The following is a 15,217-nucleotide window of genomic DNA, read 5'->3' on the forward strand; positions in this document are numbered from 1 at the left end:
GAGTGAGAGGCAAATTCGCCGGACATCCTGTCATGACATATCCCTAATGAATAAAACGATCGGTTGAAGGTGAGTAACAGCAAACAGGAATGCCAGAGAAAGTACTGCGAGTGCGATCAAAAATTTGTCACGAACCGCCCGCGGCTGTAAAAAATCGCTATCGTCGACATCCATCAGATGACGACGGCGGGTATAGCCCCAGAGGATCACCGCCACAATCGCCAGCACGCCGATCGACAGCCAGAACGGCAGGCCGGCGCGGTGCCAGCTGTGCTTAATCGCCAGCGCCATCAGCGCGCCGTAGCCCAACAGGGTGCGAAACCAGGCCAGCGAGGTGCGCTCTGGCTGAAGACCGGGATCGCTTTCCCGCCGCGCCCGGCGTTTATCCGCCATACACCACCAGCAGCATCACCGCGGCCACCACCGCCAGCAGCAGAATGCTAATCACCAGCAGCGTGCGGGTATAGGGAAGGTCCTGCTTGAGACGCATCGCCTTCTCGTTATTCAGCCAGCGCAGATAGCCATAGATGGCCATGCCGCCGGCAAAGAGACACAGCAGCAGGGCGAGAATTTCACGGATCAGCGGCGTGGCAAAGTCCGGCGCTAACTGGTCAAGGCCGACGCCGGCGGCGAGAAAACCGAGCGCCGTGCGGATCCATGCCAGAAAGGTGCGTTCGTTAGCCAGCGAAAAGCGGTAATCCGGCGCTTCGCCGAGGCGGGAGATTTTCATTACAGTTCCTTGTTCATCGCGCTGCAGGCTTCAGCATAGCGTAAATCAGGAACCGGGGAGAAGAACCGGCGCCCCGCAGGGCGCCGGTAGTACAACGGGGATTAATGCAGCTCAGGCCAATAATCTTTGTTGGCGGCAATGAGGTCGTCGAGGATCGCTTTCGCCACCGAGGCGCTCGGCACGGTTTTCGACAGGGTAATCGCCTGCCACAGCTTGTGGTAAGAGCGCTGTTCCCAGGCATCGACCACCAGTTTTTCCACTGCCACCTGCTGGCTCATCAGCCCTTTCTGGAAATGCGGGATGTCGCCTACCGTCAGCGGCTCCGGTCCGTTGTGGCCTACCAGACAAGGGATCTCCACCATCGCGTCGGCGTCAAAGTTATGGATCGCGCCATTGTTCGGCACAATCAGCAGCATCCTTTCCTGCGTGTTAAAGGCGATAGCCGTCGCCAGATCGACGATATAGGAGGCATGCTCGTCAATCTCCAGATCGCCGGCGGTGGATTTCCCGGCGGCGATGATCGCCCGGCAGGCGCTGAAGACGTTTTTCTCCCGATGATCCATCACCTCATTGGCGCGGGTGCGTTCCGGGTTGGAGTGGGCTACCACATAGTCCGGGAACAGATAATATTTCAGGTAGGTGTTCGGCATGGTCTGCGGATCCAGCGCCTGCACATCTTTCGCTTTGGCAAAGGTGTCGTTCCAGCTGGCCTCGGTGTGCGGATCGTTCGAGGGCGGCACATAGCCGTATTTCGCCACATATTCGCGCAGTTTCGGCATCAAATCATTGCCGTCGAGGTCCTCAATCGACGTCCACCAGCCGAAGTGGTTGAGGCCGTAGTAGCGCACGCGCATCTGTTTACGGTCTTTGAGGCCGACAATCTGCGCCATCCGCCCTTCAATGCCGATCGGCATATCGCAGATGTTGAGGATTTTGGCGTTCGGCCGCAGACGACGAGTGGCTTCCGCCACAATCGCCGCCGGGTTGGAGTAGTTAAGCATCCAGGCGTTCGGCGAATATTTTTCCATATAATCCACCAGCTCCAGCACGCCGCCGATAGAGCGCATACCGTAGGCGATCCCGCCCGGTCCGCAGGTCTCCTGGCCCAGCACGCCGTGGCGAAGCGGGATTTTCTCATCCTGTTCACGCATCGGATATTTCCCGACGCGGATATGCGCCATGACAAAATCAACATCGGTAAACGCCGCCTGCGGATCGGTGGTATAGCTGAACTCAATCTCCGGCGCCTGCTCTTTGAGGATCACTTTGCACGCCTCGGCGATGGTCTCCTGGCGCGCGCCGTCGTTGTCATAAAATTTCAGCGACCGCAGCGGAAAACGATCCTGGTTTGCCAGCAGCATCAGGACAATGCCCGGGGTGAAGGTGCTGCCGCCGCCTGCGATAACAACTGAGAATTTTTTCATGATACTGCCTCCGTCATGGTGGTATGTTCGGTCGAAAGAGAATCTTTCATCAGGTTTTCCAGCTGGTCGCGCACCTGGGGAACGTGCAGGCCGACGATGACCTGAATCCCGTTGCCGCGGCGTACTACCCCGTGGGCGCCCAGCGCTTTAAAGACGTCGTCACTTTGCGTTTTCGCCATATCGACCAGCGCGATGCGCAGTCGGGTGGCGCAGTTGTTGATGCTTTCAATGTTGTCGGCGCCGCCGAGGGCCTGCAGGAAGCCAGCGGCCTGACCCAGCCGGGTCTCTGGCGCGGCGGCGGCCGTGGTTTTACCTCGTGCCGCCTGGTAATCGGCCTTGCTGTAGAGCTTGATTTCGCTCTCTTCCCTGCCAGGCGTCTTCAGGTTCAGACGCAGGATCAGGGTACGGAAGACTACGAAGTAGAGGGCGGTGAAACAGAGGCCGATGCCTATCTGAATGAACATCATCGAAGCGTGGTGATGGAACATCGGGATCCAGTTTTGCGGCAAGAATTGATCGAGCAGGCCGCCGCCGAAGTTGCCCACCACGCCGCAGATGTACATCACCGTCGCCATGGTCGCCGCCAGCACCGCGTGAACGGCGAACAACAGCGGCGAGATGAACAGGAAGGTGAACTCCAGCGGCTCAGTGATCCCGACCAGCATCGCGGTCAGGGTGGCGGGGATGAGCAGACCGGCGACCTTGACGCGGTTTTCCGGCGCGGCGGTGAAGTAGAGCGCCAGCGCAATCCCCACCGACCCAAACACTTTCGAGTTACCGTGCAGGGCAAAGCCGCCCTCCGGGAACAGCGTCTTCAGCGGTTCCGTACTCTGACTGAACGCCTGCAGATGCTCTGCCCAGTAGACCTGCAGTCCGCCCTCCACCACCGCCGGGCCAAAGATGAACGGGCCATAGACGAAGTGGTGCAGGCCGGTGGGGATCAGGATGCGCTCAAGGAAGATGTAAACCCACACCCCAAGCGCCCCGGCTGAGCGCAGGAAGGCCTGCAGTGATTCAATGCCCAGCTGGACCTTTGGCCAGCCGAGCAGGGTCAGCCAGGCGCAAGGGATCATCGCGAGGAAGGCGACAATGACCACAAACGATGAACCCTGAAAGATGCCGAGGAATACCGGCAGGGGTTTATCGAAATAGCGATTGTGCAGGGCCGTCACCAGACCGGAGATGACGATGGCGCCGATAATGCTGGTGTCGAGGGTTTTAATCCCGGCAATCATCGTCAGGCCGCTGCCGGCCGTGGGTTCAGCGGAAAAATCGACGCCGAAGAAGTGGCCCCAAGTCATCCCCATGGCGTTGATAAAGTAGTTCCAGGTGAGAAAGCTCACCAGCACCGCCAGACAGGCCCGGCCCTGGGCCTGTTTCGCCAGGCCGATCGGCAGACCGACGGCGAAAATCAGCGGCATATTACGAAAGACGGTCCAGCCGCCCTCCTCAATGATGTGAACGATCTGGGCAAACAGGCTGTCGGGTGCGGTCAGCGCTTCGCCGACGAACATCGGGTTGCGCAGCATGATGGCGATACCGACCACGATCCCGGCAAAAGGAAACAACAAAACCGGGGTAAACATGGCGCCGCCAAAGCGTTGTATTTGACTGAGCATTGGGAAATCCTCATGTAACAACTCGTAGGGTGAGTGGCCTTCTTTTTCTTGATTACCGGCCTGACTGGAGAATAAAAATTTGCCCGTCCGACAACATGCCGCGCCGTTGCGATTCGTGATCCCATTCATGGTTTTAATTTGGCCAAAGTTGTCTACTTCGGTAACAAAAGTTAGACATCGATAAGTCAGGCAGCGAAATTAACTAAATGAATGTGTCTTAATTGATTGTAATTAATCTATTTTTTTAGAAAAAAGAGCACAAAGCGACATCCCCTTTTCCTGCACAAGAGGACTACTGGTGATCTATAAATCCATTGCTGACCGCCTGCGGCTGCGGCTGAATTCCGCCGACTTCGCCATCGGCAGCCCGCTACCAGGAGAGAAAAAACTGGCCGAGGAGTTCGGGGTGGCGCGCATGACTATTCGCAAAGCCATCGATCTGCTGGTGGACTGGGGATTGGTTGTGCGTCGCCACGGCTCGGGAACTTACGTGGCGCGTAAAGACGTCCATCATGAAACCAGCAATCTGACCGGCCTGGCGGAAGTGCTGCGCAAGCAGGGTAAAGAGGTGGTGAGTCAGGTGCTGGCCTTCGAGGTGATGCCCGCCCCGCCGGCCATCGCCAGTCTGCTGCGGATTAAAATTGATGAACGGATCTACTTCTCACGGCGGGTGCGCTACGTCGACGGCAAGCCGCTGATGCTGGAGGATAGCTATATGCCGGTGAAGCTGTTCCGCAACCTGTCGCTGAGTCATCTGGAAGGGTCGAAATTTGATTATATTGAGAAAGAGTGCGGGATCATCATCAGCGGGAACTATGAAACGCTGACGCCGGTGCTGGCGGACAAGCAGTTGGCGCGCTCAATGAACGTCCCGGAGCAGACGCCGCTGCTGCGTATTACCTCCCTTTCCTACAGCGACAGCGGCGAGTTTCTTAACTATTCGGTCATGTTCCGCAACGCCAGCGAGTATCAGGTGGACTATCACCTGCGCCGCGTCCAGGCGCAAAGCCCGCTAGCTTAGCCCCCAGAACAGCACGGCGAGTAGCTGCGGGGTGATAATGCGCAGGAACATCACCAGCGGATAGACGGTGGCATACGAGAGCGCCGCTGCGCCGCTGGTGGCGTGCAGGTTGTTGGCGAAGGCCAGCGCCGGCGGGTCGGTCATGGAGCCGGCCAGCATGCCGCACAGCGTCAGATAGTTCATTTTCGCCAGCATGCGCGCGAGGACGCCCACCGTCAGCAGCGGGATGGCGGTGATGAAAATACCGTAAGCGATCCAGCTCAGACCATCGCCCTGGGTCAGGGTGGCGACAAAGTCACCCCCCGATTTTAGCCCGACCACCGCCAGAAACAGCACGATCCCCAGCTCGCGCAGCGCCAGGTTGGCGCTCGGCGGCATAAACCAGTACAGCTTGCCGATACTGCCGATACGCCCAAGGATCAGCGCCATAATCAGCGGCCCACCGGCCAGTCCCAGCTTCAATGCTGCAGGGAAGCCGGGAATAAACAACGGGATAGATCCCAGCAGTACCCCGAGTCCGATGCCGATAAACACCGGCAGCATCTGGACCTGCTGCAGCTTCTGCTGAGCGTTACCCAGTTCGGCGGCCACGGCGTCAATTGCCTCCGGACGGCCGACCAGGTTGAGGATGTCACCAAACTGCAGGCTGGCGCTGCTGCTGGCTACCAGCTCGACGCCTGCCCGGTTAAGCCGGGAGATCACTACGTCATAGCGCTGTTTGACGTGCAGATCGCGTATTTTCTTTCCCAGCACTTTTTCGTTAGTGACCACCACCCGCTCCACTTTCAGATCGGTGCCGCGCGTCGACAGCGAGGTCGCCACCTCCTGGCCTATCACCAGCTGCGCATTGTGCAAATCCTCAGGTCGCCCCACCAGGTGCAGCAGGTCGCCAGCCTGGATAAGGGTGCCCGGCGCAGGCACCATCAACAGCTCACCGCGTTTCAGCCGCGAACAGACGATGTTGTCGTTGTTGAGCATCGGCACATCCTGAATCGCCATCTGGTTGAGGTTGGGGTTTTCCACCCGCACGTTGATGGTGTGTAAATGGGCGTGGCCGTTACCGCTGCTCTCCTCAAACCGCTGGGCCTCTTTCTCGACATTGATGCGAAAGAACAGACGCACCAGCCACATGGTCAGCAGAATGCCGCAGATGCCGAACGGATACGCCATCGCGTAGCTCATCCCCATTTGATCGACCACCTCGAACGGTACGCCGAGATCGCGCAGAATTTGCTGCCCGGCCCCCAGCGCTGGCGTGTTGGTCACCGCACCGGAGAAGATACCGAGCACCACCGGGAGAGGAATATTGAACAGTTTATGCAGCACCGCGGTCACCAGGCCGCCGAGGATAACGATAAGAATAGCGAACAGATTGAGCCGCAGGCCAGAGACCCGCAGCGAGGCGAAAAAGCCCGGCCCCACCTGAATACCGATGGTGTAGACAAACAGGATCAAGCCGAATTCCTGAATAAAATGCAGCATCGGGCTGCTGAGGGTGACCCCTGCCTGATCGACAAAGTGGCCGACAATAATCCCGCCAAACAGGACGCCGCCAATGCCAAAGCCGACGCCGCGGATTTTGACATTGCCGATCCACAACCCCACTACCGCCACCAGCGCCAGCACGCTGACCGTCAATGCTATCTCACTCATGGTACCGTCCCTGTGAATAACACCATTAACTACAGGGATTATGACCGCTGCCAGGTGGATTGTATGCCGCCTGGCGCACAATAATCATGGAGTAAGATACGCTACTCAGGCGCGTTCTTATTTTTCGCTGCGATAGTGAGTTGCTGAATACTTTTCTCCGGGGAAGGAAGTGCTTCAGGCATAGTGCCACCCAGGTCTTTAATAGTCTGGCGTACTTTTTGCCCTACGTCATAATGCGTTTTGTTGGCGAGTTGCTTCGAATCAACCGCGTCCCGACGTAGTTTTTCTTCCGTTTGGGTAGCACGAAACAGGTTGGCCGCGAGCTCAGTCGATCCCATATAGTCGAGTATTTTTTGGCTTTTCTTTAGGCCCTTACGCTCATGGATTGCTTTTTGGTCAAGACCACCATAGAGACCTTTATAACCATGGTTTTGAAAGACAGCAAAATCAAGAGTCGTCTCAACACCAGCACGTTGGGCCGTTTCAACCAGATGTTTATTATGCTCTTTGAGCTCATTGTGCAGGAACAGTCGCTTTTCATCCTCTCGTAGAGACTTAAATATTTGATCATCTTGCAATTCCTGGCGCCGGGTTTGCAAGGCAAAGTACGTTTGCCCCGCAGCAATCACCGGTTTCGACGGATCGCCATTTTGCACTACCAGATAGCAGGCGTAGCGTGAGAGGTGGAAATCTTCAAGATTCCTGCTGGCGCCAGAACCTAATTCGACCATTTTGTTGGTTTCAACAAAATGGTCTGCCGAGGGATGACCACTCGCCTCACATGAAATTATCGCTTTTGCAATGACCTTATAAAAATTCCGCCACTCTTTATAGTCAAGCAGGGGACCAAGGTTGCGGGCAGACCAATACTCCCGCCCCGCCTCATCGCTCTTTCTAATCGCTTCAAATGGCTGCTGTTCGTTCATAACGTATCCTTGTTTGAGTGAGTCCCAAAGTATGATTGTTTTTTAAACTGAAACACCCGTTGCAGCAAGGAAGTTTATTGTGCTCTCGCACACAAAAAAGCCCCGAAAATCGGGGCCTTATAAGTTATTCGCTTAATTAACTATTTAATGCCGGTCGTTCGCTGATGGCGATACGCTGCGGGGCGATCTGCTCAGGCTCATTGCGGGTCAGATCGATATGCAGCAGGCCATTGGTGAAGGTCGCGCCAGAGACCTCCATGTTGTCGGCGAGGGTGAAGCTCAGGCTGAAGGCCTGGCTCACCAACCCCTGGTGCAGCCATGTGGTCTCTTTTTCCGGCTGCTGCGGCGTGCCTTTCACCACCAGACGGGTGCCTTCCAGTTGAATATCCAGATCTTCCTGACGGAAACCGGCCAGCGCAAGGGTAATGCGGTAGTGGTTATCGTCGCTTTTTTCGATGTTATAGGGCGGGAAGCTTTGGCTTTCACCGGCGGTTTGCAGGGCGCTGGCCAGTTTGTCAAAACCGATCCATTGACGCAGCAGGGGGGATAAATCGTAGTTACGCATACTGTTTTCTCCTTCTAAGAAGCGAGTGAATACCTGCGAATTCTGTAAATTCGCATCTGCTCCCTGACGGCGAGCAGGTTGTTACATCAGGCCGCCACGCGGCCTGAAACGGACAATTAGTTGATTTCGATGCGGCGCGGCTTGTTCGCTTCCGGGATCACCCGTTCCAGATCGATATACAGCAGGCCGTTCACCAGATTGGCGCCGCGGACGTGAATGTTTTCCGCCAGCTGGAATTTGCGCTCGAAGTTGCGCTCGGCGATCCCCTGATACAGGTAGGTCCGCTCTTTCTGCTCGGCGGCGTGGGCGCCTTTGACGATCAGCAGATTGTCCTGGGCAGTGATCTCCAGCTCGCTTTCAGCAAAGCCAGCCACCGCGATAGCGATGCGATAGTGGTTTTCGTCTACCAGCTCGACGTTATACGGAGGGTAGCCGCCGTTGCTCTGGCTTTGATTGTTTTCCAGTAGGTTGAACAGGCGGTCGAAACCAATGGCTGAACGATATAGCGGGGAAAGATCGAAGTTACGCATAGTAAATAGCTCCTGAAAATCAGCGAGAATCAAATGACCTTCCATCGTGGACAGGCCGCGGTAATCCGGAATACCCCTCAGGCGTATTCTCAGTGGGTTACACCTATAAAATGGGTTTCTCCCCGTGCTTTTCAAGGGATTGAGGGCAATTTTTTTTGCAGTTTATCGATGATTGCTTAGACTGGGTGGAGGAGCACAAAAAGCAAAGTGCGATGCCCGCCACAGTGCGGCGCAATAACACTATGCATTCACGGGATGGCCCGATATAACCGCTGAAAGGTTATCTCAACGCCCGAAACGACAATGGAAGAACAATGAAAAGCAGACGACTGTTAAAGCTGGTCCTGTTCAGCGGGATAATAAGCCTGAGCGGTTGCTCCAGCGTAATGTCACATACCGGTGGCAAAGAGGGAACCTATCCGGGCACGCGATCCAGTGCGCAAACGCTGGGGGACAGCGATACCAACTGGGGTGTGAAATCGCTGGTGGCGCTGGACATGCCGTTCACCGCCGTCATGGATACCCTGCTGCTGCCGTGGGATATGTTCCGCACCGACAGCTCAATCAAATCTCGGGTCGAAAAGAGCGAGAAGGCTACGCTGGCGACCAACTCGGTGATCCCGCCAGCGCCGATGCCTGCCCAGTAAGTTATCGTCCGGTCTGCGTAACCCACAGCTGACGATAACCGTCCACCTCCTCCATCCAGGCAATCTGTTTACCGTCTGGCGAAAAGACGATCGCGTCCGCCGAGGGCGCATGCGTATCGGTTAAAAAGGTGATATCTCCCGTACCGGCATGGCAGCAGGCAATCCGATCCTCCAGCGCAAAACCCAGCCACTCTCCCGACGGATGCCAGTTAAACGCCGACTGGATACCCGACGCGTGATGCGTCAACTGCCGCGGCTCGCCCCCCTGCGGGGAAATAAGCCACAGCTGCACTACGCCGGCGTCGTCGCGCATCAGAAAGGCTATCGCCGTCGCCTGGGGATTGGCGCGCACCCAGTGGCGCGGGACGTTCACCAGTCCCGAGTAGCGGCGATGGTGGGTGAAGGTCAAACGACGCTGGCTGACGCCCGCCGGCGGCGCCAGCATTGTGGTTGCGGTACCGGCCAGCGGCGCCCCGCCAGGCTGCTTCCAGCCGGCTTCATCCTGCGGCAGATCGACAATAAACAGCTCAGGCACTTTATCGCCATTTTCCGCCAGCGTATCGCCAATAAACGCCAGAGTATGGTTCCCGACCCAGCCCTCCTCATAGGCGCGATTAATCTCATCGCTGCCCGGCGCGGGTGCCGGCGTCGTGCGGCTTACCAGCACGCACCAGTGGCTGCCGCCATATTCGCGCGGATGCTGTCCCTGCGGCGTCACCGGTCCATAGGGCGCCGCCACGCCGACGTTGCGCAGATCCAGCGCCGGATCGCGCTCGTGCAGCACGTGATCGTTGTAGGTAAAACTGACAAACTGACCGTTGGGGCTATAGACATGGACGTGGCTGCCGCCGCGCAGTGCGCCGGGCGTGTAGGGGGGGGTAATGTCCATGGCGTCCAGATTCTCGACAGCCCCCTGAAAGGCCACCACCCCGCGGCGATGATGAAAATCATACTGCCACTGCGCATCCGGCCGCTCGGGGCCATGAATAAACACATAGCGCTCCTGGGTTGGATGCACGGTTACCACGCCCACGTGCGCGCCCTGCGTGGCACGATAAATGGTCTCCACAGTACCGCTGTTTACGTTCACTCGCTCAATGGTTTCGCCGGTAAACGATGCGCCGGACGGACGAACGTCGAATACCAGCCACTGGCTGTCGGGAGTCCAGGTATTAATATTGGTAAGCTGGTGATGACGGGGAGCAAAAGTGACTTGTTTCATGACGATACCCTGATGCGAGACTTACGCATCAGGGTAGCGTATCGCAAAAAATTAGCCTACACGTTTCACATCGCCGACCAGCAGGATATAAGACAGCGCGCCTATCAACGCCACCACGGAGATATAAACCAGCGCCGGGCCAAAGCCGTAATCCTGCGCCAGATAGCCAATCACCAGCGGGACGGTGATGCCGCCCAGGCCGCCAACAAAGTTAAACACCCCGCCGGTCAGGCCGATCAGGCGCATCGGCGCCAGGGAGGAGACCAGCGACCAGGTGATAGACGCAAAACCGTTACCGAAGAACGCCAGCGCCATCAGCGCCATGATCCAGATGGGGTCGTTGGTGTAGTTTGCCCCCATGATGCAGGTGGAGATCAACAGTCCACAGATGATCGGCGTTTTGCGCGCCACGCCCAGCGAGTAGCCTTTTTTCACCAGCTTATCCGCCAGCCAACCAGACAGCAGGACGCCAAAAAACGCGGCGAGGAAGGGCACCGTGGTCATAAAGCCGGCCTTCAGCGCGGTGATGCCTTTTTCCTGGGTTAAGTAGTTCGGAAACCAGGTCAGGAAGAACCACAGCGTCGAGGTTACCGCGAACTGTCCAAGGTAAACGCCAACCAGCTTGCGGTGAAAAACCAGCTTCCAGTCCGCTTTCGATAACGGTTGACGCGCCTCTTTCTTCAGCGGCGCATCGCCATCCACCAGGCCGCCGCCGTCGCGGATATAGTCGAGTTCGGCTTTACTGATGCTTTTAGTCAGGCGCGGCGGTTGATAAACCTTGAACCAGATCAGCGACCAGATAATGCCGATACCGCCGGTAACGATAAACACCCAGTGCCAGCTCAATAGCTCCTGGATCCAAATCAGCAGCGGCGTGAGGAAAGCCAGGCCAACAAATTGCCCCGAGGTATAAAACCCGACGGCGGAAGCGCGCTCGTGCTCCGGGAACCAGCTGGTCACCATGCGGTTGTTGGTCGGGAAGGCTGGCGCTTCGAAGATCCCGGTGATAGCGCGCAGGCCAATGAGCGACATTAAACCGGTGGCGAAGCCTTGTAGCAACGTCGCCACCGACCAGCCAAATATAGCGATAAAGTAGGTAAGCCGGGATCCCACGCGGTCAAGGAACCAACCGCCAGGGATCTGGCAGAGGGTATACAGCCAGGCAAAGGCGGAAAATACGTAGCCCATTTCCGCTTTGCTAATACCAAACTCCTCCTGAATATGCGCCGAGGCGACGGCGAGGTTGGCGCGGTCAACATAACAAATAACCACGGTAATAAAGATCATGATGAGCGTCAGATAACGGCGGCGCCCGGTTTTTACAGCGGTAACTGAAATATCCATCGCAATCTGTCTCCAGATTTTGGGCATAGCGAAGCCGCTCACCATGCCCGGTAATTTACAGAGGGTGTTTTTGTTTTTATTAATAACTATGTTGCGATGCGCTAAATAATTCGCGCTGGGGAAAGGCGGCAAATTTTCGCATCCCTGGGAGCATACAATAGTATGTGACCTGGGTAAGAAAATGCAGCCAACGCATCACCAGTGCGAAGTATGACGCGCATTTACCATTCGGCGACAGATCCATCCTCATACCGCCACAACGGATTTCGCCAGTCCGGCGCGTTTTTACTTAACTCAATCACGCGGGCCTCATCAATTTCCACGCCCAGCCCCGGCTTCATCAGAGGTTTAAAGAAGCCGCCTTCCATATTGAAATCTTCTTTGTTTTTCACAAAATCAAGCAGTTCGGCGCCTTTGTTGTAGTGGATCCCCATGCTCTGCTCCTGGAAGACCGCGTTATGTGAAACGAAATCAACGTGCAGACAAGCCGCCAGCGCGATCGGCCCCAGCGGGCAGTGCGGCGCCAGCCCAACGTCATAGGCTTCCGCCATGCCGGCAATTTTATAGCATTCGGTAATACCGCCTGCGTGCGACAGATCGGGTTGTAAAATAGCCACCCCGCCCGCTTCCAGGACCCGTTTAAATTCAAAGCGCGAAAACATACGTTCGCCGGCGGCAATGGGAATATGGGTTTGCGCCGCCAGCCGCGGATAATATTCCGCCTGCTCGGCTAATACCGGCTCCTCAATAAATAATGGGCGATATGGCTCCAGCTCTTTAATTAATACCTTAGCCATCGGCGCGCTAACGCGGCCGTGAAAATCGAGACCAAACTCAATTTCATTGCCAAACGCTTCGCGGATTTGCGCCACGGTATTCACCGCGGCATCAACCGCGCGGGAATTATCAATGATACCCATCTCTTCGCAGCCGTTTAATTTAAAGGTGTCAAAACCAATGCCGCGCAGCTTCTTAATCCCGTCAATCACTTCGGCGGGGCGGTCGCCGCCCACCCAGCTGTAGGCTTTAATTTTGTCGCGCACCAGCCCGCCCATCAGTTGCCACACTGGGGCATTCAGGACCTTACCTTTAATATCCCATAGCGCCTGATCAATACCGGCGATGGCGCTCATCATAATCGGGCCGCCGCGATAAAAGCCGCCGCGGTACATTACCTGCCACAGGTCATTAATCCGCGCCGGATCCTGACCAATCAGGTAATCGCCAAATTCATGAACGGCTGCCTCCACCGTACGGGCGCGCCCTTCAATCACCGGTTCGCCCCAGCCGACGATGCCTTCATCGGTTTCAATCTTCAGGAACATCCAACGCGGAGGTAAACGGTACGTGGTGATATTGGTTATTTTCATTTCACTGCCTCTCGATACGCTTTTACGAATGCGGCTGCCTGCTGCGCGGTACGTTCAACCGGCTGGCCGGCACGATAGAGATCGCTACCCAATCCTGCCCCAACACAGCCGGCATTAATCCACTGCGCCAGGTTTTCCGGCGTCACGCCGCCAACGGCAAAGACCGGAACCTCGGGCGGAAGCACGGCTTTCAACGCTTTGATGTAATCCGGGCCAAAAGCCGATGACGGGAAGATTTTCAGAGCCTGCGCGCCGGCATCGAGCGCGCTAAAGGCTTCGCTGGCGGTGGCGCAGCCTGGACACACGGTCATGCCGTAACCCACCGCTCGCCGGATCACTTCCGGTTGAATGTTTGGCGTCACAATCAGCCGACAGTCCATGGCCGCCAGCCTGTCGACCTGCTCCGGTTGCAGCACCGTGCCCGCGCCGATAAGCGCCTGCTCGCCGTAAGCGTCGACGACCTGCGGAATACTTTTCTCCCACTGCGGCGAGTTCAGCGGGATTTCGACCGCGTCGAAACCGGCGTCGATAACGGCGCCAACGTGAGCCAGCGCCTCGTCTGGCGTAATACCGCGCAGGATAGCGATAAGTGGAAGGTTAGTTTGCCACTGCATAAGCGATGCTCCTTATTCCTGTCTGAAATGCCGTATCGCCCGCAACCGCGCTGACTTCGCGGCCAATGGCGGCGAATGCCTGCTGATAGCGGGATGTTAACGATGACCCAGCGACGAGACTGATCGCCTGCTGTCCGGCGAATGTGTCGCTGAGGGTGGCAACTTCAGCGCCAATCAGCAGGCCGGAAAGAAATTCGCTAACCTGCTCGCGAGGCAGCGCGCCCAGCACGTGCGAAGCGCGAACTTCAAACAGCTGCGGCAGGACGGCGGGGTTGTTGATACCGCGCTGCAGACCTGCCGCGAATGCGGCAGCGGACGTTTCCTGCGGCGGTAAGCCGGCGCCCACCAGCGAGTGCTGAAGCAACAAATGATGCAATTCACCGGTCAAAACAGTACGAAAATCGTGAATTTGCCGGCGATCGGCCAGTACCCACTTACAGTGGGTTCCCGGCATCACGTAGACAGATGAAGGGGCTAAGGCGCGTGCGCCCAGCAGCTGCGTTTCTTCCCCACGCATGACGTTATGGTTATCGTCACGGGAAACGCAAAGGCCGGGAATTATCCAGATATTGTCGCCAACGGCAGTTAACTGCTGGCCAATATCCGAGAAAGCGGCAGGAAGCGGCAAATAAGGGGCGATTTTCCAGCCCACGTTGCTGCCGACCATCCCTGCCATCACCACCGGTGTGGCGCCATCGCGCCAGTGCTGGGTGATTTCCGCTAACACCGCAGCGGGAGAGCGACCATTCAGGCGCGTTACGCCTGCTTCAGATTGCCTGCTTTCCAGGCATTCTTCGCCCTGATAAAGCCAGGCGCGTAAATTCGTCGATCCCCAATCTATTGCGATGTAGCGAGCCGTCATGTGATTTCCTTAAGCCTTCGTGTCGAGCTGGCGATCATCGTCAACGCCGCCTGCTCCGCCGCGTCGCTATCCTGATGCCGAATGGCGTCAAATAGCGCTTTATGTTCCTGGAGGGTTTTCGGCATGTTGCCTTCATCGCCCATCCAGGTCCGTTCAAATACCGCCCGCTGCAGCGAACTGATCGCCACGCTAAGCTGCTGCAAAACCGGGTTATGTACTGACTGCAGCACCGCCTCGTGGTAGCGAATATCCGCTTCGTTAAAGGCATCCCGGTTTTGGTTGTTGGCGATCATGTCATTGAGCGCCGACTCGATTTCCGCCAGATCGCTTGAGGTGGCGCGTTCCGCCGCCCAACGCGCGATGGCGGGTTCAACCAGGTTGCGCACTTCACTCATCGCGCTGATAAGACGCGGGTCATAGTCATTTTCCAGTACCCACTGCAGCACCTCGGTGTCGAGGTAGTTCCACTGGTTTCTGGGAGCGACAAACGCGCCGCGATAGCGCTTCATTTCAATCAGCCGCTTCGCCATCAGGGAACGAAACACTTCGCGGATGATGTTGCGCGAGGTTTCAAACTCCTCACAGAGTTCCGCTTCGGCCGGAAGCGCCGAACCCGGGACGTATTTACCGCTGACGATCTGTTTGCCCAGCGAGATCACAATGCGATCGGTCTTATTGAGAGTCATGGAG

At 56.9% G+C, this 15,217-nt stretch carries 16 protein-coding genes; 2 read left to right on the plus strand and 14 right to left on the minus strand.

What is annotated here, in order from left to right:
• Nucleotides 1-30 precede the first annotated feature (30 nt).
• The 4 genes from KPHS_52560 to KPHS_52590 form a co-directional block, all read right to left on the minus strand.
• Complete coding sequence (locus KPHS_52560; RefSeq protein ID YP_005229556.1) at nt 31-393, minus strand: DUF202 domain-containing protein; 363 nt, start codon at nt 391-393, stop codon at nt 31-33.
• Entirely contained in the window at nt 383-730 is a 348-nt protein-coding gene (locus KPHS_52570; RefSeq protein YP_005229557.1) for a DUF202 domain-containing protein, read from the minus strand. Before KPHS_52570 ends, KPHS_52560 begins: the two co-directional genes overlap by 11 nt.
• A 101-nt stretch (nt 731-831) precedes the next feature.
• On the minus strand, nt 832-2,154 hold the full coding sequence (locus tag KPHS_52580) for a maltose-6'-phosphate glucosidase (protein YP_005229558.1): 1,323 nt from the start codon (nt 2,152-2,154) through the stop codon (nt 832-834).
• Nucleotides 2,151-3,773, minus strand: coding sequence for a PTS system alpha-glucoside-specific EIICB component (locus tag KPHS_52590; RefSeq protein ID YP_005229559.1), 1,623 nt, complete (start codon nt 3,771-3,773; stop codon nt 2,151-2,153). The genes KPHS_52580 and KPHS_52590 overlap by 4 nt, the downstream gene beginning before the upstream one ends.
• Before the next feature lie 298 nt (nt 3,774-4,071).
• On the opposite strand from KPHS_52590, the gene KPHS_52600 reads away from it, so the two are divergent.
• A complete protein-coding gene (locus tag KPHS_52600) occupies nt 4,072-4,794 on the plus strand; it encodes a GntR family transcriptional regulator (RefSeq protein ID YP_005229560.1) in 723 nt (240 codons plus the stop codon).
• Here KPHS_52600 and KPHS_52610 read toward each other — a convergent pair.
• The 4 genes from KPHS_52610 to KPHS_52640 all read right to left on the minus strand — a co-directional run bounded on the left by KPHS_52610 (nt 4,786) and on the right by KPHS_52640 (nt 8,468).
• Nucleotides 4,786-6,447 carry a putative transporter gene (locus KPHS_52610; protein YP_005229561.1) on the minus strand — a complete coding sequence of 554 codons (1,662 nt, stop codon included), beginning with the start codon at nt 6,445-6,447 and terminating at the stop codon, nt 4,786-4,788. The two genes, KPHS_52600 and KPHS_52610, sit on opposite strands and share 9 nt — an antisense overlap.
• Before the next feature lie 101 nt (nt 6,448-6,548).
• On the minus strand, nt 6,549-7,373 hold the full coding sequence (locus KPHS_52620) for a DNA-damage-inducible protein D (RefSeq protein ID YP_005229562.1): 825 nt from the start codon (nt 7,371-7,373) through the stop codon (nt 6,549-6,551).
• 136 nt (nt 7,374-7,509) lie between these two features.
• Nucleotides 7,510-7,938 (minus strand): heat shock protein, encoded by a 429-nt coding sequence (locus KPHS_52630; protein ID YP_005229563.1) that lies wholly within the window; start codon nt 7,936-7,938, stop codon nt 7,510-7,512.
• Nucleotides 7,939-8,054: 116 nt separating this feature from the next.
• Nucleotides 8,055-8,468, minus strand: a complete 414-nt coding sequence (locus KPHS_52640) for a heat shock protein IbpA (protein YP_005229564.1) — start codon at nt 8,466-8,468, stop codon at nt 8,055-8,057.
• A gap of 314 nt (nt 8,469-8,782) precedes the next feature.
• Between KPHS_52640 and KPHS_52650 the strand changes: the two genes are divergently transcribed.
• Nucleotides 8,783-9,115, plus strand: a complete 333-nt coding sequence (locus KPHS_52650) for a putative lipoprotein (protein ID YP_005229565.1) — start codon at nt 8,783-8,785, stop codon at nt 9,113-9,115.
• 1 nt (nt 9,116) lies between these two features.
• Here the strand turns inward: KPHS_52650 and KPHS_52660 are convergent, their stop codons facing one another.
• From KPHS_52660 to KPHS_52710, 6 genes are all read right to left on the minus strand, one after another.
• Entirely contained in the window at nt 9,117-10,337 is a 1,221-nt protein-coding gene (locus tag KPHS_52660) for a DUF3748 domain-containing protein (RefSeq protein YP_005229566.1), read from the minus strand.
• A gap of 51 nt (nt 10,338-10,388) precedes the next feature.
• Nucleotides 10,389-11,813, minus strand: a complete 1,425-nt coding sequence (locus KPHS_52670) for a D-galactonate transport (protein YP_005229567.1) — start codon at nt 11,811-11,813, stop codon at nt 10,389-10,391.
• Nucleotides 11,814-11,902: 89 nt separating this feature from the next.
• Nucleotides 11,903-13,051 (minus strand): putative mandelate racemase/muconate lactonizing enzyme, encoded by a 1,149-nt coding sequence (locus KPHS_52680; protein ID YP_005229568.1) that lies wholly within the window; start codon nt 13,049-13,051, stop codon nt 11,903-11,905.
• A complete protein-coding gene (locus tag KPHS_52690) occupies nt 13,048-13,665 on the minus strand; it encodes a putative keto-hydroxyglutarate-aldolase/keto- deoxy- phosphogluconate aldolase (RefSeq protein ID YP_005229569.1) in 618 nt (205 codons plus the stop codon). Before KPHS_52690 ends, KPHS_52680 begins: the two co-directional genes overlap by 4 nt.
• Nucleotides 13,649-14,527, minus strand: coding sequence for a 2-oxo-3-deoxygalactonate kinase (locus KPHS_52700; RefSeq protein ID YP_005229570.1), 879 nt, complete (start codon nt 14,525-14,527; stop codon nt 13,649-13,651). Before KPHS_52700 ends, KPHS_52690 begins: the two co-directional genes overlap by 17 nt.
• A complete protein-coding gene (locus KPHS_52710) occupies nt 14,524-15,213 on the minus strand; it encodes a galactonate utilization transcriptional repressor (RefSeq protein ID YP_005229571.1) in 690 nt (229 codons plus the stop codon). The genes KPHS_52700 and KPHS_52710 overlap by 4 nt, the downstream gene beginning before the upstream one ends.
• Between the last annotated feature and the right edge of the window lie 4 nt (nt 15,214-15,217).

The sequence above is a fragment of the Klebsiella pneumoniae subsp. pneumoniae HS11286 genome (assembly GCF_000240185.1).
Lineage (GTDB): Bacteria > Pseudomonadota > Gammaproteobacteria > Enterobacterales > Enterobacteriaceae > Klebsiella > Klebsiella pneumoniae.

Bases quoted from the DNA above. Each gene is read 5' to 3' on its own strand.
- KPHS_52560 (YP_005229556.1), bottom strand. From the start codon at position 393: ATGGCGGATAAACGCCGGGCGCGGCGGGAAAGCGATCCCGGTCTTCAG.
- KPHS_52570 (YP_005229557.1), bottom strand. From the start codon at position 730: ATGAAAATCTCCCGCCTCGGCGAAGCGCCGGATTACCGCTTTTCGCTG.
- KPHS_52580 (YP_005229558.1), bottom strand. From the start codon at position 2,154: ATGAAAAAATTCTCAGTTGTTATCGCAGGCGGCGGCAGCACCTTCACC.
- KPHS_52590 (YP_005229559.1), bottom strand. From the start codon at position 3,773: ATGCTCAGTCAAATACAACGCTTTGGCGGCGCCATGTTTACCCCGGTT.
- KPHS_52610 (YP_005229561.1), bottom strand. From the start codon at position 6,447: ATGAGTGAGATAGCATTGACGGTCAGCGTGCTGGCGCTGGTGGCGGTA.
- KPHS_52620 (YP_005229562.1), bottom strand. From the start codon at position 7,373: ATGAACGAACAGCAGCCATTTGAAGCGATTAGAAAGAGCGATGAGGCG.
- KPHS_52630 (YP_005229563.1), bottom strand. From the start codon at position 7,938: ATGCGTAACTACGATTTATCCCCCCTGCTGCGTCAATGGATCGGTTTT.
- KPHS_52640 (YP_005229564.1), bottom strand. From the start codon at position 8,468: ATGCGTAACTTCGATCTTTCCCCGCTATATCGTTCAGCCATTGGTTTC.
- KPHS_52650 (YP_005229565.1), top strand. From the start codon at position 8,783: ATGAAAAGCAGACGACTGTTAAAGCTGGTCCTGTTCAGCGGGATAATA.
- KPHS_52660 (YP_005229566.1), bottom strand. From the start codon at position 10,337: ATGAAACAAGTCACTTTTGCTCCCCGTCATCACCAGCTTACCAATATT.
- KPHS_52680 (YP_005229568.1), bottom strand. From the start codon at position 13,051: ATGAAAATAACCAATATCACCACGTACCGTTTACCTCCGCGTTGGATG.
- KPHS_52690 (YP_005229569.1), bottom strand. From the start codon at position 13,665: ATGCAGTGGCAAACTAACCTTCCACTTATCGCTATCCTGCGCGGTATT.
- KPHS_52700 (YP_005229570.1), bottom strand. From the start codon at position 14,527: ATGACGGCTCGCTACATCGCAATAGATTGGGGATCGACGAATTTACGC.
- KPHS_52710 (YP_005229571.1), bottom strand. From the start codon at position 15,213: ATGACTCTCAATAAGACCGATCGCATTGTGATCTCGCTGGGCAAACAG.